The organism is Maribellus maritimus (genome assembly GCF_022267315.1).
In the GTDB taxonomy this organism is placed as follows: domain Bacteria; phylum Bacteroidota; class Bacteroidia; order Bacteroidales; family Prolixibacteraceae; genus Draconibacterium; species Draconibacterium maritimum.
In genome coordinates this window covers 55,169-75,839 of the sequence record NZ_JAIKLE010000027.1, presented here as the reverse complement: position 1 = coordinate 75,839, position 20,671 = coordinate 55,169, and the positions used below count along the sequence as shown (strand labels likewise).

The 20,671-nt window shown below is 38.2% G+C and carries 16 protein-coding genes; 9 read left to right on the top strand and 7 right to left on the bottom strand.

Features of this window, described 5'->3' with window-relative positions; translation table 11 throughout:
• Positions 1-15: 15 nt before the first annotated feature.
• Both K5G00_RS20805 and K5G00_RS20800 read right to left on the bottom strand, forming a co-directional pair.
• Positions 16-465, bottom strand: coding sequence for a hypothetical protein (locus tag K5G00_RS20805; RefSeq protein WP_238768169.1), 450 nt, complete (start codon positions 463-465; stop codon positions 16-18).
• Between the two features lie 315 nt (positions 466-780).
• A complete protein-coding gene (locus K5G00_RS20800; protein ID WP_238768168.1) occupies positions 781-1,668 on the bottom strand; it encodes a dienelactone hydrolase family protein in 888 nt (295 codons plus the stop codon).
• A 257-nt stretch (positions 1,669-1,925) separates the two neighbouring features.
• On the opposite strand from K5G00_RS20800, the gene K5G00_RS20795 reads away from it, so the two are divergent.
• The 7 genes from K5G00_RS20795 to K5G00_RS20765 all read left to right on the top strand — a co-directional run bounded on the left by K5G00_RS20795 (position 1,926) and on the right by K5G00_RS20765 (position 9,759).
• Positions 1,926-3,731: a tetratricopeptide repeat protein gene (locus tag K5G00_RS20795; protein ID WP_238768167.1), complete on the top strand. Its 1,806-nt coding sequence runs from the start codon at positions 1,926-1,928 to the stop codon at positions 3,729-3,731.
• A gap of 107 nt (positions 3,732-3,838) precedes the next feature.
• Entirely contained in the window at positions 3,839-5,062 is a 1,224-nt protein-coding gene (locus K5G00_RS20790; RefSeq protein WP_238768166.1) for a serine hydrolase domain-containing protein, read from the top strand.
• Positions 5,063-5,150: 88 nt separating this feature from the next.
• Positions 5,151-5,558: a Fur family transcriptional regulator gene (locus K5G00_RS20785; protein ID WP_238768165.1), complete on the top strand. Its 408-nt coding sequence runs from the start codon at positions 5,151-5,153 to the stop codon at positions 5,556-5,558.
• A 3-nt stretch (positions 5,559-5,561) separates the two neighbouring features.
• A complete protein-coding gene (locus K5G00_RS20780) occupies positions 5,562-5,900 on the top strand; it encodes a hypothetical protein (RefSeq protein WP_238768164.1) in 339 nt (112 codons plus the stop codon).
• A 45-nt stretch (positions 5,901-5,945) separates the two neighbouring features.
• Complete coding sequence (locus K5G00_RS20775) at positions 5,946-8,348, top strand: TonB-dependent receptor (protein ID WP_238768163.1); 2,403 nt, start codon at positions 5,946-5,948, stop codon at positions 8,346-8,348.
• A 39-nt stretch (positions 8,349-8,387) separates the two neighbouring features.
• Complete coding sequence (locus K5G00_RS20770) at positions 8,388-9,206, top strand: DUF4625 domain-containing protein (RefSeq protein WP_238768162.1); 819 nt, start codon at positions 8,388-8,390, stop codon at positions 9,204-9,206.
• Positions 9,207-9,270: 64 nt separating this feature from the next.
• The gene (locus K5G00_RS20765; RefSeq protein WP_238768161.1) at positions 9,271-9,759 is read left to right on the top strand and encodes a DUF4625 domain-containing protein; all 489 of its coding nucleotides are present in this window, start codon (positions 9,271-9,273) and stop codon (positions 9,757-9,759) included.
• 498 nt (positions 9,760-10,257) lie between these two features.
• Here K5G00_RS20765 and K5G00_RS20760 read toward each other — a convergent pair whose 3' ends face one another.
• Positions 10,258-11,244 carry a 3-keto-disaccharide hydrolase gene (locus tag K5G00_RS20760; RefSeq protein WP_238768160.1) on the bottom strand — a complete coding sequence of 329 codons (987 nt, stop codon included), beginning with the start codon at positions 11,242-11,244 and terminating at the stop codon, positions 10,258-10,260.
• Positions 11,245-11,692: 448 nt separating this feature from the next.
• On the opposite strand from K5G00_RS20760, the gene K5G00_RS20755 reads away from it, so the two are divergent.
• On the top strand, positions 11,693-13,207 hold the full coding sequence (locus tag K5G00_RS20755; protein ID WP_238768159.1) for a hypothetical protein: 1,515 nt from the start codon (positions 11,693-11,695) through the stop codon (positions 13,205-13,207).
• 522 nt (positions 13,208-13,729) lie between these two features.
• The gene (locus tag K5G00_RS20750) at positions 13,730-15,718 is read left to right on the top strand and encodes an alpha/beta hydrolase family protein (protein ID WP_238768158.1); all 1,989 of its coding nucleotides are present in this window, start codon (positions 13,730-13,732) and stop codon (positions 15,716-15,718) included.
• A gap of 14 nt (positions 15,719-15,732) precedes the next feature.
• Here the strand turns inward: K5G00_RS20750 and K5G00_RS20745 are convergent, their stop codons facing one another.
• The 4 genes from K5G00_RS20745 to K5G00_RS20730 all read right to left on the bottom strand — a co-directional run bounded on the left by K5G00_RS20745 (position 15,733) and on the right by K5G00_RS20730 (position 20,671).
• Positions 15,733-16,905, bottom strand: a complete 1,173-nt coding sequence (locus K5G00_RS20745) for a glycoside hydrolase family 88/105 protein (RefSeq protein ID WP_238768157.1) — start codon at positions 16,903-16,905, stop codon at positions 15,733-15,735.
• A gap of 11 nt (positions 16,906-16,916) precedes the next feature.
• Positions 16,917-17,993 (bottom strand): glycoside hydrolase family protein, encoded by a 1,077-nt coding sequence (locus K5G00_RS20740; RefSeq protein ID WP_238768156.1) that lies wholly within the window; start codon positions 17,991-17,993, stop codon positions 16,917-16,919.
• Positions 17,994-18,203: 210 nt separating this feature from the next.
• The gene (locus tag K5G00_RS20735; RefSeq protein ID WP_238768155.1) at positions 18,204-18,971 is read right to left on the bottom strand and encodes a rhamnogalacturonan acetylesterase; all 768 of its coding nucleotides are present in this window, start codon (positions 18,969-18,971) and stop codon (positions 18,204-18,206) included.
• A gap of 8 nt (positions 18,972-18,979) precedes the next feature.
• On the bottom strand, positions 18,980-20,671 hold the full coding sequence (locus tag K5G00_RS20730; protein ID WP_238768154.1) for a glycoside hydrolase family 28 protein: 1,692 nt from the start codon (positions 20,669-20,671) through the stop codon (positions 18,980-18,982).

The following is a 20,671-nucleotide window of genomic DNA, read 5'->3' as shown; positions in this document are numbered from 1 at the left end:
TGGTTTTATTTTTTTCTAACCAACTTCTTTTGTAGTTAATACAGGATTTCCCTCAACCTTGAAGATGTTTAGTTTTTTTATGAAATTGCTCAATTTTGAATAAGCCAATTGGTAGCGTTTTCTGTGGAAGATACCAAAAGACATCTCGTATAGTTCTTCCTGCATCGTTTCAAGTGTTTCATTAATTGAAGACTGAAACATCGAGACACACTTCGTACAGGGAGATTCTTTTAATTCAAGAGTTCTGTAATATGCTTTTTGAAGTTGCTCAACAGATTTTTGGTATTCCTTGTTTTCCCTTGCCAGCTCTGATTCGGCATAAAGTTTATTTATTTCCGGAAGAATATTTGTGCAGTGAATACCTTTTATCGGGCAACCAATTAATTTAAATTTATCTTCTTTGGCATTTAAATAAGCCACTTTTGCATCTTTAAAAGAAATCATTTCTGTTCTGCCTGCTCCCATCTTACTTTGTTTTTGGTAATTGTGAATCAACATATTAAAATGATGATTACTAAATTTTTTAAAGTCTTTTTAGTGAAAGTAAAATTAGGAGTTATTGGTATTTTTTTGAAATATATGTTGCTGAAATTGAAGGTAAAAAATGCCTAATCTGTTATCAGTAATTCTTTCTTTAAGAGTATCAACTCTTTGTAGATTTTTACGGAGGCGTGTTGAAATAAAAAAAAGAAGGATACAATTGCACCTCCTTTTTCTTGTAGAAGTAGAGCTGTAAAAAGCTCTGAAATTATAAATAAGACTGTATTCGTTAAATACGTTTTACTTGAGTTTGTCATTAAAAAATTCGACTGTGCGTTTCCATGCCAATTGGGCTGCATCTTCATCATAACGAGGAGTGGTATCGTTATGAAACCCGTGATTTACACCCGGGTAAATATAGGCTGTATATTCTTTATTGTATTTTTTCAAAGCCGCTTCATACGCCGGCCATCCTGCATTTACCCTTTCGTCTAACCCTGCATATTGAAGTAACAACGAAGCCTCTATTTTTTGAACATCTTCTTCCGCAGGTTGTCCGCCGTAAAATGGCACAGAAGCTTTCAAATCAGATACCTTTACAGCCATCATATTTGAAATCCAACCACCAAAGCAAAATCCAACCACACCAATGCTTCCATTGCATTCCGGATGTGACTTTAAATAGTTAAAAGCAGCAATAAAATCTTCCAGCATTTCAGTTCTGTCACGCTTGCCTTGCAAAGCTCTTCCTTCATCGTCATTGCCCGGGTATCCTCCAAGTGGTGTGAGCGCATCGGGTGCTATAGAAATATATCCTTCCAGTGCTGCCCGGCGGCCTACATCTGCAATATATGGATTCAGACCACGGTTTTCATGAACCACCACAATCCCTGGTAGTTTCTGATTATTGCCTGCGGGGCGTGAAAGCTGAGCTTTTATTTTTCCACCACCTTTAGGAGATGTGTATTCTACAAATTCAGTTTTCAGCCTTTCATCATCAGCCTGCACCTGAATTTTGTCCTGATAATTAGGCATAATAAAAGCCATTAGCGACGATACTGTTAATCCGCCTACCGCATAAACTGAAAGTCTTTCAACAAATTGCTTACGGTTAATCCTGTTGTGAGCATATGCATCATACAAATCAAAAACTTCCTGTTTGATGTCTGCTTTTGTAATCTCTTTCATAGTTTAATTTTATTTTATGTAACTGACGTAGAGATAGTTTTGTTCATTCTAAAACAAAAAAAATACTTAAAAAGGAGTCTGTGATTGATGGAGTCTTTTTGAGTTTATTTCATTTTAAATACTTATCTACCATAAGTAGAATATTTATGTTTAAACTTTTTTTCTGCACCCATGTTTAAAATTAATATCTTTATTTTTTGCGGAAATATGGGTAGAATTACCGTTCAATGGAGAATTCCTGTAATATGTAAAACCAAATGGAAAAATTTAAACCACCAGAAAAAACAATAGCTGTACTACCCTTTGTAAATATGAGTGGCAGTGATGAAATGGAATATTTCAGCGACGGGATAACAGAAGAAATCATCAATGCGTTGGCCAGTATCAAACATTTGAAAGTAACTTCAAGAACTTCGTCCTTTTATTTTAAAAGTAAAAATATTCCCATCACGCAAATAGCAAGAGAGTTGAATGTGTCAACTATTCTGGAAGGCAGTGTTCGGTTGGCAGCAAAAACAATACGCATTACGGCGCAGTTGATTCATGCTGCGGAAGATTTTCATTTTTGGTCGGAAACATGGGACAGGAAATTGGAGAATATTTTTGAAATTCAGGATGAAATCAGTTTGCTGATTGCTGATAAACTCAGAGAACAATACGGTCACTTTGAAATACAGGATCATCTGGTGGAAAAGAAAACCGAAAGTCTGGATGCATATGAATATTTTCTGAAAGGCCGTTATCATTTTAACAAATGGAATCCGGTAGATGCACGTAAAGCCATTGAGTTTTATGAAAAAGCTATTGCACTTGACCCAAATCACTCCGATTCGCTTGTAGGATTGGCGGATACATACAGTTTTTTTGCCGTAACAGAGTTGATGCCGCGGGATGAGGCTTGGACAATCTCGCGAGACTATATGGACAAAGCGTATGCTCTGAATCCTGAAAATGCAGGAGTGCATTATCTTTTGGCGAACTTCTCTTTCTTTTATAACGCTGATTTTCAGGAAGCCTTTAAGCACGGACTTCGGGCAGTTGAACTAAAATCGAATTACCCGGAAGCGCAGCAGTTTGTGTCGATGTTATACATGATTTTGGGTGAAAAAGACAAAGCGAAGCAGCACCTGGAGATCGCACATAGCATTGATCCGATTTCGCAGGAAACATTATTTTACAGAGCCTATTATCACTATCGTTTTGAAAATTATGCTGACGCATTAGAATTGTACGATGAATGTTTGGCTAATAATCCCAATAACATTCCAGCATACATTGTTCGTAGCTATTGTTTGCTGAGGATGGGGAAATATGATGAAGCGATTCAGTTCCTTGATAAAATGCCTAAAGAGATTGTAGTTCCCGACGAAAAGCTGGGAACTATTTGTTTGGCGTACATCCTTAAAAATGATGAGCCTCAGACCAACAAATACTTCATGCAACTATTAAAGAAAGCGCAGGAAGAAACAGCTTTTCAAGCGCATTCATATTTGTATCTTGCTTATGCAAACATGGGAAAGCCGGACGAGGCTTTTGATTGGATTGAAAAGGCAATCAAACTGAAATCGTCTGTTTTGTTGCTCAGTTACGCTGACCCTCTGGCAAATAAGTTAAAAAATGATGTGCGTTATGAGAAATACCGGCAAAAATTCTACGGGCATCGGGAAGAAGAAATAAAATTGAGCCAGGAGAAGACACCTCTTTTGGATATACAAACGGCCAATGTTTTTGCTAAAAATTTGCTTCGTTTTATTGAAGAGGAAGAACCTTTTCTCGTTCCGAATCTTTCGCTTCGTTCACTTGCAGCCCAGGTTGAAATTCACCCCAATAAACTATCATGGCTGCTGAATGAACGCATCGGCAAAAATTTTAATGAATTTATAAATTTCTACCGGATTGAATATTTTAAGAAGCTGGCCGTAGATCCGGAGAACAGTCATATTTCTTTGATTGGACTGGCCTATGAAAGCGGTTTTAATTCCAAAACGGTTTTTAACACCTATTTCAAAAAGGAAACCGGGGTGACGCCAAAGGAGTTTTTGAAAAAAAATCAAACATTTTAGTACCGGTTTATAATTCCGAACATTTGAGTGCAGACTGGTCTTTACCTTTGTTGTATTATTTTTATGAAAACCAAGTTGAAGATAGATTGAATGCATAAAAAATTATCATGAAAACAATACTTAAAGCAATTAAAATAGTAATCCTAACTCCTGTTGTATTGATGTTTGCTGCGCTTATTATTTTATCAGTAGAATATACGCCAACCTATATTTACCGTCTGATTACGCAGAATGTAGCCGATGTTTATGATTACCAGAAATATGAAAATCGTAGAATCGAAGGCTCAAAAGATACATTTCGGTTTGTAACGAGAATCGATGAGGGATATGTGGAATCCCTGTTTCATGACAGAGTCAAGCGTTCAGGATTTAGTTCGTTTGACGAGTGGGTGGAAAAATCGCAAACCACAGCTTTGGTTTTTATTCGGAAAGACACCATTCTTTACGAAAAATATTTTAAAGGTTTCTCACGCGATTCGTATTTTCATTCCCAGTCGATGGCAAAATCGTTTATTTCATTTCTGATTGGTGCTGCTATTGACGATGGTTTGATTTCGAGTGTTGACGATCCGATGACAAAATACATCCCTGAGTTGAAAGAGCGTAACCCTGATTTTGAAAAGATCACTATAAAAAATTTGCTTGAAATGCGCTCCGGACTAAAATATTTTTCCGGATATATTCCGGGCACCTACATTCACCTTCCCTGGCATGATGAAGCAGTAGGATATTACCATCCAAATGTTCGGAAACTGTTGCTGAAAAAAGTGGATATTGCAAGAGAACCGGGCAAATCATTTGAGTATAACAATTACAATACAAGTTATCTGGGATTGATTATTGAACGGGCAACACATAAAACCGTGTCGGAATATTTGCAGGAAAAGTTGTGGTCGCAGGTAATGGAATATGACGCGCTCTTTTCTATTGACAGCAAGAAATCGGGTTTTGAATATATGCCCAGCCGCTTAATTGCCCGAGCCATTGATTATGCGCGGTTTGGCCGCCTTTTTCTTAATAATGGAAACTGGAATGGCAATCAAATTATTTCGGAAGATTGGGTTTTAGAATCTACAAGAGAAAACAAATCCATTTTGCGAGGCATTTATCCCGACTGGTTTGGAGGAGAGAATTGTAAACATGTTTATTACAATTATCAGTGGTGGGGACACACCAATTGTGATTCTACTTTTCAGTTTGCGGCTTCCGGTAACCTTGGGCAAAACATTTATGTTATTCCTGACAAGGAAGTTGTTGTCGTTCATTGCGGTAACTCTCTGGAACATTACGGCGATAATGACTTATGGCAGATTGCTGAATTGATTAAATAAGATTTTCATTTTTGATATTTAATTGCATCATTGTTGCATTTGTGTGGAAGTTTCATATATTTGCATCATTGTTGCATTTAGTGTTTTTATGAATCCACAGGAAGTATTGTATAAACATAATTTGAAAAAAACAGCATGCAGAGAAGGAATTTTATCTGTAATGCTCGATCTTGGGCACCCACTATCAGAAAATGAAATACGAGAGGAACTGAGCAGTAAGTTCGATCGCACTACATTTTACCGTTCGTTTAAAACACTTCTTGAAAAAAGGATTATTCATAAAATAGTAGTGGATAATCAAGTGGTAAAATATGCGCTTGATAATTCTGTTACGTATAAAGAAAAACATGCACATTTTTACTGTAAAAAGTGTGATAGCGTGATTTGTCTCGATGATATTCCTGTTAATGAACCTGTTGTCCCGAATGGGTTTGAGGCTAGTGAAACTGAAATTATAATCAAAGGCGTTTGTAGTACATGTAAAAATACAAAATAGGCGTTGTATAAAGGAGAAAAACATATTGCCATCTCTTTTTTGCTGGTGTTTCTTTTGCCAAGTGTTTATCAGCCGTTTCACATTGTTGAACATCGAGGATATGAACACGATTGTTCTCATGGGATTTGTAATTTTGAGGAACCGGGGCATCTTGTTTTTCAAAAAGAAGAACACTGCTTTGTTTGTGATTTTGAATTTACGCTTGTTGATCTTCCTGGAGAATTTAATCATCTTTTTTGTGAATATTTTCAAAGAGATGTAAGGCCTGTAAAATTACAGGACATATTTCCATTTGAAGCTATTCTTTCTGCTTCTCCCCGGGCTCCACCATTTTTTGCCTGATATTTTCCACCGTCTTTTTTATTAAAAATTTGAATAACAGGTTTTATGAGAAAACTTTGTGGGGTGTTTGTTGCACTGTTTATTTTGATTGCGGCAACAAATGCACAGGAATTATACATCTTTTCGGGAGCGGTTTCCGATAATGACGATAACGTTTTACCCGGTGCTTCAGTCGTTTTATCAACAGGAAATAAGGGGACAGTTACAGACGCTGATGGTCGCTTTTATTTTTCCAATTTGGAGGCCGGAACATATTTTATCAATGTGTCTTTTGTTGGTTATAAGACTTTCAGAGACACACTAAAAATACGTTCAAATCAAAATGTCGATATAAAATTGCAACCTTCTGTTATGACCTTGCATGAGGTTGTGGTAGAGGATAATTACGCGCAGAAGCAAAAAAGGGAAGACTCGCGAAATATTGAGGTTATAAACGACCGTTTTGTAAAAATGAATCTTTCCGGGAGTTTAATGAAATCGCTGGAGCGTTTGCCCGGAGTAAGTACAATTGACATTGGTTCGGGCCAGTCGAAACCGCTAATTCGGGGTTTAGGTTTTAACCGCATTGTTGTTGTCGAAAATGGAATAAAACACGAAGGCCAGCAATGGGGAGAAGACCATGGTTTGGAAATCGATCAGTACGCCGTCGACCGAGTAGAAGTAGTAAAAGGTCCTGCTTCATTGATGTACGGATCAGATGCAATTGGAGGCGTTATTGATATCAAACAACTTGGTGTGCCTGCCGAGAATTCTTATGGCGGTTCGGTTGATTTAACCGGAAAAAACAATAATAATTTGGTGGGAACATCAATTGATGTTTTTGCCCGAAAGAAAGCATTCTATTATACAGGACGCGTCACTTTGCTCGACTTTGCTGATTACCGGGTTCCAACCGACAGTGTAGATATCTACTCTTACAAAGCAGCACTTTACAAAAACTATTTGCGAAATACTGCCGGTAATGAACAGAATTTTCATTTTTCGTTTGGAGCCATTGGACAGCGGTTTACTACGCGGTTTTATTTTAGTGATTTACATAGCAGAAACGGCTTTTTTGCCAATGCACACGGACTGGAACCTCGAAATGTAGATACTGCTTTGCATGATCGTTCCAATAGAGATATTCAGTATCCTTATCAGGAAGTAAATCATTTGAAAATTACCAATCAGAGTGAGTGGCACGGGAACAAATTAAATGTTGAGATGGAACTTGGTTTTCAGAATAATTTCAGACAAGAATGGAGTAAGTATGTGAGCCATGGTTACATGCCTGCAAATTTTCCTGATACAATATCGTTTAATCCCGATTTGGAACGAGAGTTTGATAAAGACGTATATTCCGGTAATCTGAAAGTTTCTTTTGAGCCGGTTGAGAATTTATCGTTGACGGCCGGCATAATTAACGAATTTCAGAATAACAATATTGGCGGACGGGGATTTATAATTCCGGCTTTTACTCAATTTGCAACAGGTACATTTTTATATGGAAAGTATTATTTGTCTTCCAACAGTATTTTGCAGGCCGGTTTGCGTTTCGATTACGGAACAATAAATACAAAAGCCTATTCCGATTGGTTTACAAGCCCGGTAGCTACCGACGATACAACCGGGAGTTATTTGCAGCGCTCGCCGAAAATTGCACGAAGCTTTAACAATATTTCGTGGTCGGTTGGTTTTAATCAGAATTGGGAAAAAGTAATTTTAAAAGCCAACATCGGTAGAAGCTTCCGAATACCTATTGCCAAAGAGCTGGCGGCTAACGGTGTAAATTACCACCGTTTTAGTTACGAAGTTGGCGATCCTGATTTATCAGCAGAAGTTTCCTATCAACTGGATTTGGGCGGAGAATACAACTCCGGGAATTTTGCAATTGGAATAAGTCCTTTTGTGAATTATTTTCCGAATTATATTTTTCTGAATCCAACCTCTGAACACGATCGTTTGTATGGGAACGGGAATCAGGTATTTTATTACACGCAAAGCGAAGTATTGCGTTTTGGAGGCGAAATTCATGCGCATTATCGCATGTTCAATCCTTTGACGGTTGGAATGATTGGAGAGTATGTTTATTCGAAGCAAATTTCGGGAGAAAAGAAAGGTTTTACTTTGCCATTTTCACCACCGGCATCGTTGCTGTTTAATGCCAAATATTTGAAGGAAAATTTGGGCTGGTTTAGAAATCCCTATTTTTCAATTGACTACAAATTAGTTGGTCGTCAAAACAGAATTGTTCCTCCCGAGGAAAATACTGCCGGATATCAACTGGTTAATCTTTCATTGGGAGGAGATATCAGACTCAGAACGCAGAAAATATCTCTCGCTTTTCAAATTCAAAACTTGTTTAACAGAAAATATTTTAATCACACAAGTTATTACCGGCTTATTAATGTGCCGGAGGCAGGACGAAATTTTGTATTAAACGTTAATATTCCTTTCAATAAAAATTAGAAGTTAAAAATGAACAGTAATTATTTAGAATATAGCATTATGAAAACAACATTCAGAACGCTCATCCTAATCTTTATAGCATCAGGTTTATTGCTCCTCGCTTCCTGTGGGGACGATGATTTTTTGAAACCTGTTATAACGATATCAGAACTGGGACTAGGAGATAGTCGTGTTGCCTATGCAGGGACCGATTTACATATAGAAGCAGAAATTGAAGCTGCTGCCGGAATTAATATGATTTCCGTAGAAATTCATCAGGAAGAAGGCAGTAGCGATGAAATTGAAGTTGAATATGATGAATTTTCGGGATTAAAAAATATGACTTTCCATAAGCATATTGAAATTCCTGCAGAAACGCCAACAGGAACTTACCACGTGCATGTTACTGTGACCGATTTAGAAGGTTATCAGACTACAGTGGAAGATGAAATTGAGATAGAAGAATTAACAGATGAAGAAGCTCCTGAAATAATTATTTCATCAGCACCTGAGAGCGGAATGAGTTTTTCATCGGGAGAAACAATTTCCATTTCCGGTACAATTACTGACAATATCTCGCTTGCCGGTATATTAGTTGCTTTGGTTTATGAATCAGATAATATTGCAGACACTGACGTTGCAGGAGATAATACCTCTGTAATTGTGATGCTTCACACACACGATTTTGATGATCCGGATGAAACAGAATTCTCAGCGTCAATTGAAGTGGGAGCGGAAAATGATAATAACATGACGCCAGCTGCTATTGAAGGTGATAATGCATGGAAATCAGGGAATTATTACATCCTGGTGAAAAGTAAAGACGTTAAAGCAAACTGGGCCTATTCAAACCATTATCAGTTAACAGTTAATTATTGAGAATAAGAAACAGGTAGGGTGGGAGTTGTAACTGCTCATCCTGCTTGATTAAATTTTTTTTGTTATGAAAACTTTAAAAATATTGTTGGGATTAAGTATCGTTCTTTTTGTCTTTACAACATGTTCTGACGATGACATTGATGATGAAAAACCTGAAATCGATCTGACAATTTCAGGAGCTTTTCCGCTTAATTGTGATACGCTTTATTTTGGCGAAACCTTTACATTAAAAATGCTTTTTACCGATAATGCTGAACTGGGATCGTATAATATAGATATTCACAATAATTTTAATCATCACTCACACACCACCGAAATAACAGAATGTACCATGGATGAAGCAAAAGAAGCTGTAAATGCATATGTTTCTATTGATGATTACGATATTCCTGAAGGATTAGATGCCTATGAAGTTTCGGAAGAGATAACCATCCCCGACAGTGATAGCGATGGAGAATTTGATGAAGGCGACTATCATTTTTTTATCAGCCTGGTTGATAAAGAGGGATGGTCTGTACAAAAAGGCCTGAGCATAAAAATTTTGAGGAGATAATGTCATTTTCAGATTGGCTATTGAAGAAAAAGAGTTGGGGACACAACGAAAGCGAGACCAAAAAGGAGAATCTTTTTTATGAAATAATTTGCGTTAGAGATAAGCTCGTTCTGTAAAATTGGGAAACGTCGGAAATGTTTGAAGTTGCTTCTTTTGTTTGCTGGCCGGTTTTTCCTTTGTAACTTTCATATTATGCACATTTATTGTATTCTTTTTATCCTGTTTTTGAGACTAGTATAAGAATTCTCCCCTATAGGGTGAAGTCTGAATTTAGTGAGATTTCCGGTCAAAAAGGTGCAAAGAGAAAAGGCATCTGTGAGGTTTTTGATGGTTTATCTAAAAACACTGAAAATCATTAATGTCTCAGATTTTCAGTGTTTTTTCTTTTTTGGAAAGATTTTCGGCTTTTTGGGCTGGCACCTCTTGTTGTCAGAAGTTGCAGTCCCAAATATAGCGAACTTTATATTATGTTTTTTCGCGTTAAGATTTATAGGACAACTAATTAACTGCCGGTGTAATCACAAACTTGCGAAATTCCACGGGGCCGTGATCACCCTGAATCATGATTGGTCCGGGTTCTCCTTCTTTGCTATCCAAAGAACCACCGGTAATTCCGGGGATAGGGCGATTAGAAATAACTTCTGTTCCATTTAGTACAACAGTAACATGGCGGCCAACAAGTGTTACTTCGTAAGTCTGCCATTCTCCCGGTTTATTAGCAGCATAAACCGATGGTGCAATAAAACCGTAAATACCACCAATACTTACTTCATCTGTCCTTCCTTTTGAATCTTCAATCTGCAGTTCATGACGGCCACGAAGATAGATTCCACTGTTGCTTCCTGCAGGATACCTGAATTCAACACTGAGTTTAAAATCATTAAATTTCTGGTTGGAAACCAGATTACCGCCCGATTCGGTGTTTACCATTACACCATCAATCATCTGAAATTTGTTGTTCGCCGGAATTATCCATCTGTCCATGTTTTCGGTGATCAGATTGATGGGATTTCCCCAAATCGGTGGTTCTTTTCTTTCCAGTGACGGAGCCCGTACACCAGTCCACTCTAATTTGTTTCCATTAAGCATCTGATAACCAGAGAGCTTGTCGTCTTTTAAAGTAAACTCAAAATAAAGATCGTCGATATCCATCCATTGAGGAGGAATGGTAAAATGATATTTATCCTCGCTTTCATCATATATTACTTCAGCGATTGGCCTTGCACTGCCTTCATACCCAACATAGTATCCGGTAAGCGTAGAGAAACCAGATAATTTTACCCGGAGCCATCCCGGGAAACCGTCAGAAGCCATTAATCCGTGTCTGAAAAGTCCGAGATTTTCTATCTGGTCTTCAGTCATATTTATGGTAAGATCCCACTTGCCAATTAATGGCGAGTCACTTTCAACGCGTTGCGCCTGCGCAGAAATAAAACCAACTAGAATAAATACAAATAGTAAAATGAAAGCTTTTAGTTTGTTCATAGTATATCTATTTTTATTAGTAAAACGACAATATTGTTTTTAATAAATACAAATCTACTCAAAAACTGTATGTGATTAAAAACATCACATATAATTTATCAATTTTAAATATCCACGCTTGTGTGATTTAACGCTGTTTTTGTATTTTTCATGCCTTCTCAGGCATTTTTGTTTCAAAAAAAGTATAAAAATAAGGTCACTAAAGCCAACAATCATTTCTTGTGCTCACGCAGCTTAATATGTAAAAGTTTCGTGTGATTTAGCATTGTATCAAGACAGTCATTTTTCAATTACTTAAATCACATCTAAATTTTAAACTATTTAGAAACTATCAACAAATATCTATTTTTATAGGTTGATTATTAGGTGCTTGGTGTGCTTCTGAATGAATGGTACGAGTTTTGCATTTCAATATGTCAGAAACAGTATCATTATAATACCTAAAGTCATGAAAAAATTAATCTTCATATCTATTCTTGCAATCCTTACCTCATTTGCGGGTTATACAACAGCAAGTAATTATCAGGATGAATATCTGGGTTTACCTGGTGACAACCTGAACCTCTATGCAACAATGAAATTATTCCAGGAGTCAGAAACGCTTGAAGGTTTTGAAAGAAGCCTGAACGATCAAAATTCGCATATTAATAATCTCGATTTGAATGGAGATAATTTTGTTGATTATATCTCTGTGATGGATTATGTTGACGGAGATTTTCATACCATCGTTTTAAGAACGCAACTAAACAGGAATGAAACACAAGACATTGCTGTTTTTACAGTTCAACGTTTTGAAGATGGGACAGCCAGGATCCAACTTATTGGCGACGAAGCACTATATGGGCCTAACTATATTGTTGAACCCATTTATGCCGATAGCCAGGAAACGCCCAATCCGGGTTACATGGGAGGTACAGTAGTAGTAACAACTCCAACACCGGTTACAGTTACTACCTACCAGGTTGCAACCTGGCCAATTATCCGGTTTATCTTTCGTCCCGGTTACGTTTGCTGGCATTCAGCTTGGAGGTGGGGATATTATCCTTCCTACTGGAATCCGTGGCGCCCTTATTACTGGCATACGTACTATGGCTATCACAGCCATTTTAACCACTATTATCACTCGCACTATCGCTATTGGAATCATCATCGTTACCATCGTTATCACGATTTCTATTACAGCCGGGTGCGCTCATATTCTCCTAAAGTGAATGTCAGAATCAAACAAGGAAACTACAGAGCAACTTACTCCCGCCCTGATTTGAGGAAAAGAGGAGACGACCTTTACAGGACAGCAGCCAGAAGAAGTACGGGAGTTAACAAGTCAAATTCCGGAAGAACGAACAATCTGAAGTCTGCCAGAAACACTTCAAACTACAATTCAAATTCCGGAAGAAGAACTGTTTCAGGCGTATCATCGCAGACACGGACAAGATCCCAAGCCAGCAGGGGAGTAGAAAATACACGAAAGTCATCAACAATACGCTCCGGGAGTTCTTCAACAAACACTGCCCGGGGAAATAAAAGTGCAGTAACTCAAAGGTCAGGCACTAGGAGCACTTCGGTAGACAGGATCGGTACACGTACTTCGGCAAATAAAAAAACTGGAGTACAACAAAAGTCATCAACAATACGAAATAACAGAACGTCGGGATCAGCATCTGCCCGTCAGAGTTACAGACAACCCAATCGTTCATCTGGCTATTCAAACAAGTCGGCGACTAAGCCAAAGGTATCATCAAGGTCTTCAAATTCCGGAAGTTCTTACAGACAGCCCAAAGTGTCGTCAAGGTCTTCAGCCTCCAAAAGCGTATCCCGGTCAAAAGTGTCGTCCGGAAGCAGAAATTCAAGCGTTTCAAACAGAAGCAGTCGTAACTCCGGAAGCAGAAGTTCAGGCGTTTCTGCCAAAAGCAAAAGCAGTCAGTCGCGGTCGTCTTCCGGCGGAAGATCAGGACGCAGGTAATAATAAAGACATAAAAAGCCGATTCAGAAATGACTCGGCTTTTCAACTTCCCCATTTAGCACTAAGAAGTCACAACCCAATTTGTAAATAGATGTACAACAGATTCATAGTAACTAGTTGAGAGTATGAATTTGTTATGTTTATGAAACTCAGTTTAGGTGGTATTTGCGGCCACACTCTTCATCAAATATCCATTAGTAAAAATTGTACAATCCTAAAATGCATTGTAATCTTTTTAAGTTGTTCATTCTTTTGTGAATAGTTGGGAAAATTTCGATGTTGTTGAAAATAGAAGGAAAGTTACAACCTGCGAATTCACAAAACTTATACGAACACTCCTCGATACCAAGGATTTTAAAAATTTCCATAAAAAAAATCGAAAATTGCATTTTTGTCCTGTTCAATTCCCCTGTTAGTTGGAACCTGATTTGAGAAAGTTTGGTGTGAATTAAGCCCCTAATGGAAATATTTGATTAATTTAATCGGTAAAATTTTTATTAAGAATTTCAATACGCAAAAAAAGTGAAAAAAACTAAACCGATAACTATTCTTTGTATCCTCTTTGTATTTCATTTTGGATTGAATGCGCAAATTAGTTATAATACACTTCCCTGGCGAATGAGTACTGCATACAATAATTATTTGCTGCGCGATGTTCATCAACAGTACGCTGACAGAAAAATAGAAATTGAAAAAGCATTTGTCTCAAAAGAAAAAATGATTGCGTATCGGGATGACTGTATTCAGCGATATAAAAAGATAATGGGAGGTCTTCCTGAAAAAGGCAATCTAAATGCCCGTTTTACAGGGAGTTCTGCGTATGAAGGTTTTCGTATTGAAAAAATTATATTTGAAAGTTTGCCCCATCGTTATGTTACAGCCAACCTGTATATTCCAGATGGGGAGGGACCATTTCCGGCGGCAGTACAACTTTGTGGGCACGGGTTGGGTGGAAAAATTCCGGCATCAAATTCGGCTTTACTTTTTGCACAAAACGGAATTGCTGTTTTGGTAGTAGACCCAATCGGGCAGGGTGAACGTATTCAGTTTATTGATGACGATAGCAATACACTAACCCGGGGAGCAACAACCGAACATACTCTGTTAAATGCGGGTGCAAATTTATTGGGAACAAGCCTGGCAGCTCTGGAATTTTGGGATAACCACCGAGCAATTGATTACCTGGTAAGCCGGGAGGATATTGACAAAAACAATATCGGCGCATACGGAAGTTCGGGAGGAGGGACACAAACATCCTATTTAATTGGTCTCGATGAACGAATTAAAGTAGCCTCGGTTTGCAGTTATTTTACTCAAAGAGAAAAAGTTTTGGAAATTTATGGTCCATCCGATGGTTGTCAACATATTCCTTACGAAGGGAGGGAACATTTAGAAATAGCGGACTTTGTTTTGATGATAGCACCCAAACCGGTTTTAATTCTGTCCGGGAAATACGATTTTGTCGATTATTGGGGAGCAACGCAAGCTTTTAAAGAGTTAAAAAAAGGGTATACCGCGTTAGGTAGCCCGGAAAAAGTAAGTATGTTTTCAGTGCAAAACGGACATGGAATGCCCAAACCCAAACGGGAAGCTTTGGTTACATGGTTTAAAAAATGGATGTTGAATGATGACACGCCTGTTGTTGAAACAGAGTTATTTCATATTCCCGAAGAAGACCTTCGATGCACCAGCACCGGACAAGTAAATTCAGCTATTGCAGATAATATTTCAGTCCCTGATTATTTTTTAAATGAAGCCAAAACTACAGAGGAGCAAAGAATTCAGTTCCTTAAAAACGATTTAAATACGATAACCGGAAAGGTTAATGAAATTCTGTGTATTGGAAATGAATTGGAAGAAATATCTCCCGAACAAACAGGGGAAATTAAAATGAGAACTTACGATATACAAAAATATCAGATTATCAGACCAAAACAGATGCCTTTGCCTTGTGTACTTGTACTTCCGGGAAATATTACTCCTGAAAGTCAGATTACTGTCTTTTTAAATGAAGGTGGTAAAGATGAAATTTTGAGTGATGCTAGAACAATGGAGTCTTATGCAAATCAGGGTGAAATATTGATTGTTGCTGATTTAAGAGGATACGGCGAAACTGCAGATCCTTTGAGTTTAAACGACACAAAATACTGGAACCGTGAGTATAGAAATGCTATGACTAGTATGCACATTGGAAAACCAATTGTGGGGCAAAGAGTAATTGATGTAAAAACTATTTTAGACTTTGCTGACACTGAATCGATTTTGAAAGGAAGAATAGTTAAGATTAAGGCCAATGGAACGTACGGCCCTGTTGCGGTTCACGCCACTTTTCTTGACGAAAGAATATCAAAAACAGAAATTACAGGTTCGATAAAAAGTTATACCGAATTTCTGAAAAATCCGATGCAGAGAAATGTATATTCCAATGTTCTTTATGGTGTTTTACAGTATTACGATTTAAAGGATTTGATTGAAATATCCGGAAAGAACCGGATACGATTTTTAGATTAGATTATTCCGTAATCTTATTTATTTAATACAATGGCAGCTAAAATTAGCGGTGCCATTCCTTTTTGGTCATTATCAATCCTTTTTTCAGAAATATAATAGTTGTAATCGCCTGCCCGGTATGGATTTCCGCCTAAACCACACGCTCCGCAAACATTGGTCAAAACGGGTAATCCGTCGTCTTCGGTAACAACCAGGTTTTTCATCAAACTGTCAAATGCGGAATCAGCAATTTTGAGGTAAGACTTGTCGAGGTAACCTTTTTTTGCCCCTTTGGCAAAAGCGTAAATTATCATGGCACTTCCCGATGTTTCCAGGTAATTTCCTTCTCTTCCTCCCTGATCCAATACCTGGTACCAAAGATCTGTTTTTTCATCCTGAACTTTTAAAAGGGCGCCGCTTAATTTCTGCAAAATTGAGATAACCCCATCTTTTTGCGGATGATTTTCAGGGAGATAATCGAGCACGTCAACCATGGCCATCATGTACCAACCGGTTGCCCGGCTCCAAAAATGTTTTGATTGTCCCGTTTTCGGGTTACTCCATTTTTGTTCACGGCTCTCGTCCCACGCATGATAAACCAGGCCTGTTTCTTTGTCCAGTGTTCGTTGGTACACTTCCTGAATCTGAAATGTCACTTCATCAAAAAAATCAGGCTGCCCATAATCCCGCGCATACCTTGCTACAAACGGCGACGCCATATAAAGTCCATCGAGCCACATTTGATATGGATAGCGCTTCTTATGCCAAAATCCACCGGAATTTGTTCGTGGCTGATTTTTTATTTGCTCCACCAAAGTTAAAATCGCAATCTTGTATTTCTTGTCATCTGTTCTTTCAGTTAGTTCCAGCATGTTTAATCCAGGGCGAATTTGATCAATGTTATAATCCGACATGCGGTAACCCTTTATTTCGCCATTTTCGTCAACAAAATAATCGATATAAGCCTGCATGTAATCCGAATATTTTTGATCATATTTTCCCAGTTTATCAATGGCCCAACCTAAAAAAGCATAATCATAACCGTACGAGGGTTTATTATTGTTGTAATGGATTAAACTATCATACCGCGCCATAACTGCATTTGCAAGTTTAATAGCAGTTTGCGGAGCGTTTTTCTCATTTTGTCCGCTGGCCGATTGTGCCGAAACAATTAAAAGAAAGGCCAGAGAAATAATTAAAGCTTTCATAAAATTCAGTTTTATTCCTGTTCAATTTTAAAAACATACCCGCTTGCAGTGTTGTATTTTCCTCCCTGCGAGGTTGTAAAAAGGTATTCGGGTTTTCCGTTTTTCATTAATAACTGCGGTCTTTCCAACCTTCCGTATCTGTTTAAATGTTTTGGTTTTGGAGGTTGTTTGAAATAATGATCGGTTTCGTAGTAGGCAATTTCGGGTTTATTCCAGTTTAACCCGTCTTTCGACTTAAAAAGCAAACCATATTCATGATTGTAAAATCCCATGTCGCGGGCAATCAATTTAAACAGCCCGTTTTCAAACCAAACATAAGCATCTTCGAGTTGCTGATTATCGCCCAAATATGAAAAATCAATCACCGGGTTTCCGTTATATTTTTTATACGGCCCTTCAATTTTATCGGCAATGGCAAGGCCATACTTTCGATTTCCGCGGATTCCGCCCGTGGCTTCTTCGTATTTTTTGTTGTTCCACGATTTGTAGTATAACCAAAACTGTCCGTTGGGATGTTTTAATAATGCCGGATTCGTTGTGCAATGGTCGTCCCACGCACCGGGTTCACCTGTTTCAAGCAGCGGTGTATCTTTTCTTTCCCACGGCCCGTTTACATCGTCTGCAATTGCTAATCCAATTCTTTTTGTATTGGTCCGGCCGTTTGAATTACCCATGTAAAACAAATAGTATTTTCCATCGTGAAATTGAATATGCGGATTGTGGCAGGTAGTTGCATCAAAAAGTCCGGGCCTGGGTTTTATAGTGGTTTCAATATGCCTAAACCCGGATTCCGGAGAATCTGCAACAGCGTGCGCAATTTCACATTTGCTAATCCAGCCACTCATTCCGTATTCATCCTGCCAGCGTGAATAAAAAACATGAACTTTACCGTCTTTGCCATAAATGGGAGTATTACACCAAACGTAGTATCCTTCTTCTTCCAAAATTCTTCCGATGGGTTTTATTTTCTTTACAAATTCAGATTCTTTTTGAGGACCGTTGTGAAAATTTGTGATAATTCCGTTTGTAATTAATGGTGCCGACAATAAACCTGTAGTAGCTGTTTTTATAAAATGGCGACGTTTCATGTACATATTTTCTTATCATTAAAAATTAATTTTTTACGAAGTTGCCTTTTGTCCTGCCGGACGGGTTTTTATTTTTCTCCTTGATGAGAAAAACGAAATAAAAAGAATCAAGAAAATTTATGCTTCTCCCCCGCATTTCCGCGCCGGCCCGCGCCAAATTTTCGTCCAGTACACTTTTTGTATTTGCTTAAATTCGACATTATCTTCCAACTAATCATCTTCTTTTCTTATTTCTTCTTCAAAATTTATTCTTTCGGAGATTTTAAGGTTTGCTTTTTTCAATTCCTGAATGGCAAGTTGTGCAACCTTTGTAGCGCCCTTAACCGATAAATGGGTGTCATCTTTCCTACCTTCCTTAAATCGTTCGTTGGGCTCGGTCCAAAGAAACATTTTTTTTGAATCTTCGTCGCCAAGCTCATTCACCCACGTTTCAGTTATTTTCTGAAGATCAATTAAAAGAACATCCAAATTATCGGCCACTTTTCTTGTGGCCACCGGATAATCTCCGTGTGTATCGGCTAGTTTTCCATGCTCACCAAACTTTCGCCGGATGATGGAAGTAAAGAGTACTGGTGTAGCACCTTTTTCGCGTGATTCTTCTACAAATTTTGTAAGGTTTTCAGAATAAGTTTCAAACGGGGTTGTATAACGTGTGGAATCGTAATCCTTTTGGTCGTTGTGTCCGAATTGTATAAAAACCACATCGCCTTTTTGCAGACTGTCGAGCACTGCCTGCCATCTTCCTTCATCGATAAAACTTTTTGAACTTCGTCCGTTAACAGCGTGGTTATGCACTGTAACTGTTTCATCAAAAAACTGTCCGACTACCTGGCACCATCCTGTTTCCGGATACACTTCAGCTTTTTTATTGGCCATGGTTGAATCGCCAATTGAATAAACTGAAATATCTGCTTTTTCAGTTTTGCATGCATTAATTAAAAGAATGAATAATATGCCGGTTATCACTAATTTTTTCATATTCAACGCTATTTGAAGATTACCGCATTTTCTTTTATTTCATTTCCGGTTTGGGTAAAGTCTTCAAGGTTTTGGCCTGGTTTTGAGACAAGTTCAATGTTATCCGATTTTTCACCATTCACAACAATGTTGTTTTCAGCCTTGAAATGAAAATTGATTTCATTCAAACTAATATTTTTACTATTGAAAATCTGAAAAGCCTGGTTCGCCTCTGTTATGAGTTCGATGTTTTCGATGGTAACGTTATCAGCGTCAACCACCAAAAAACCTTTATCGGCTTCCAGTAACAAATTTTTTAATTCTACATTTTCAATATTCATTTCGGGTAGCCCCTGCAATAACACCGCCTGCATTGCACCTTTTAAAGTGATGTCTGAAATCGAGATGTTTTTGAATTGCGGCGTTTCTTCTGTAACCGGCATCATTTCCTCCGAACTCTCCAGTCCACCAGCTTCCATCATTTCAGAAACCGATTTCCCTCCGTAATACAAATTAAAAGAAATGGCAAAAGTTGGAATGTTGGTCATTCGCACATCCGAAATAAAAATATTTTCAACAACACCTCCTCTTCCGCGGGTACTTTTAAAACGCAATCCCACATCGGTTCCCATAAAAGTACAGTTTGAAACATGCATGTTTTTTACTCCGCCCGACATTTCACTGCCTACTGTAACCCCGCCATGCCCGTGGTAAACAACATTATCTCTTATCACCAGATTTTCACAAGGAATGCCGCGGTCTCTGCCTTCTTTGTTTTTGCCCGATTTTATACAAATGGCGTCGTCGCCTACATCAAAATTGCAATTTTCAACCAACACATTTTTGCACGATTCAATGTCAATTCCATCGCCATTTTGCGAGTACCACGGATTCCGCACAGTTACATTTTTTACGATTAAGCCTTCAACCAATAAAGGATGTAAGCACCATGCCGGCGAGTTCTGAAAAACCGGCCCATCCAGCATTACCCGTTTACTGTTTTGAATGCTAACCATTACCGGGCGCAAATAATCGCGTATTTGCTCAAAATCTTCTTTGGTTTTCAAATCATCGCGGACATTCTGGTCTCCGCTTCCCAGCATTCCTTTTCTGAATTGTTCCGAAGGATACCAGCCGTCTTCTCTTTCGTTTACAATTCCGCCGGAAGCAACCAGTTTTTCCCATTGACTTTCAGTTAGCTTACTTTTTTTAACGTAGCGCCAGGCATCCCCCGAACCATCCCAAACGCCTGAGCCTGTAAAGGCTATATTCTCCAGATTCTTTCCATAAATTGGCGACATGCAACGAAATGTATTCAGTCCTTCAAAATTGGTTTCAATTACCGGGTACAAATCTTTATTGGTTGAAAAGATGATTAAAGCGCCCGCCTCGGCATGAAGTTCAAGATTGCTTTTCAAAATAATCGGACCAGTGAGCCAAATACCCGCAGGAATGATAACTTTCCCGCCGCCTTTTTCGCTTACGGCAGCTATCGCTTTTTCAAACGCTTCTGAATTTAAAAACTGTCCGCCGCTTTTGGCGCCAAAATCAACAATATTTACTTCATTATCGGGAATAACAGGCTTGTTTATTTCAGGCATTTCAAATTCAATTCCGGTAAATTGTATTGTGCCGGAGACTGGTTCTTCAGGTTGACTCACCTGGCAATTGGTTGATAAAATAGAAATAGCGATTAATGCTATGAACGCTGATTTTCTCAT

Bases quoted from the DNA above. Each gene is read 5' to 3' on its own strand.
- K5G00_RS20795 (WP_238768167.1), top strand. From the start codon at position 1,926: ATGGAAAAATTTAAACCACCAGAAAAAACAATAGCTGTACTACCCTTT.
- K5G00_RS20775 (WP_238768163.1), top strand. From the start codon at position 5,946: ATGAGAAAACTTTGTGGGGTGTTTGTTGCACTGTTTATTTTGATTGCG.
- K5G00_RS20770 (WP_238768162.1), top strand. From the start codon at position 8,388: ATGAAAACAACATTCAGAACGCTCATCCTAATCTTTATAGCATCAGGT.
- K5G00_RS20805 (WP_238768169.1), bottom strand. From the start codon at position 465: ATGGGAGCAGGCAGAACAGAAATGATTTCTTTTAAAGATGCAAAAGTG.
- K5G00_RS20785 (WP_238768165.1), top strand. From the start codon at position 5,151: ATGAATCCACAGGAAGTATTGTATAAACATAATTTGAAAAAAACAGCA.
- K5G00_RS20790 (WP_238768166.1), top strand. From the start codon at position 3,839: ATGAAAACAATACTTAAAGCAATTAAAATAGTAATCCTAACTCCTGTT.
- K5G00_RS20765 (WP_238768161.1), top strand. From the start codon at position 9,271: ATGAAAACTTTAAAAATATTGTTGGGATTAAGTATCGTTCTTTTTGTC.
- K5G00_RS20760 (WP_238768160.1), bottom strand. From the start codon at position 11,244: ATGAACAAACTAAAAGCTTTCATTTTACTATTTGTATTTATTCTAGTT.
- K5G00_RS20745 (WP_238768157.1), bottom strand. From the start codon at position 16,905: ATGAAAGCTTTAATTATTTCTCTGGCCTTTCTTTTAATTGTTTCGGCA.
- K5G00_RS20740 (WP_238768156.1), bottom strand. From the start codon at position 17,993: ATGAAACGTCGCCATTTTATAAAAACAGCTACTACAGGTTTATTGTCG.
- K5G00_RS20755 (WP_238768159.1), top strand. From the start codon at position 11,693: ATGAAAAAATTAATCTTCATATCTATTCTTGCAATCCTTACCTCATTT.
- K5G00_RS20800 (WP_238768168.1), bottom strand. From the start codon at position 1,668: ATGAAAGAGATTACAAAAGCAGACATCAAACAGGAAGTTTTTGATTTG.
- K5G00_RS20730 (WP_238768154.1), bottom strand. From the start codon at position 20,671: ATGAGAAAATCAGCGTTCATAGCATTAATCGCTATTTCTATTTTATCA.
- K5G00_RS20735 (WP_238768155.1), bottom strand. From the start codon at position 18,971: ATGAAAAAATTAGTGATAACCGGCATATTATTCATTCTTTTAATTAAT.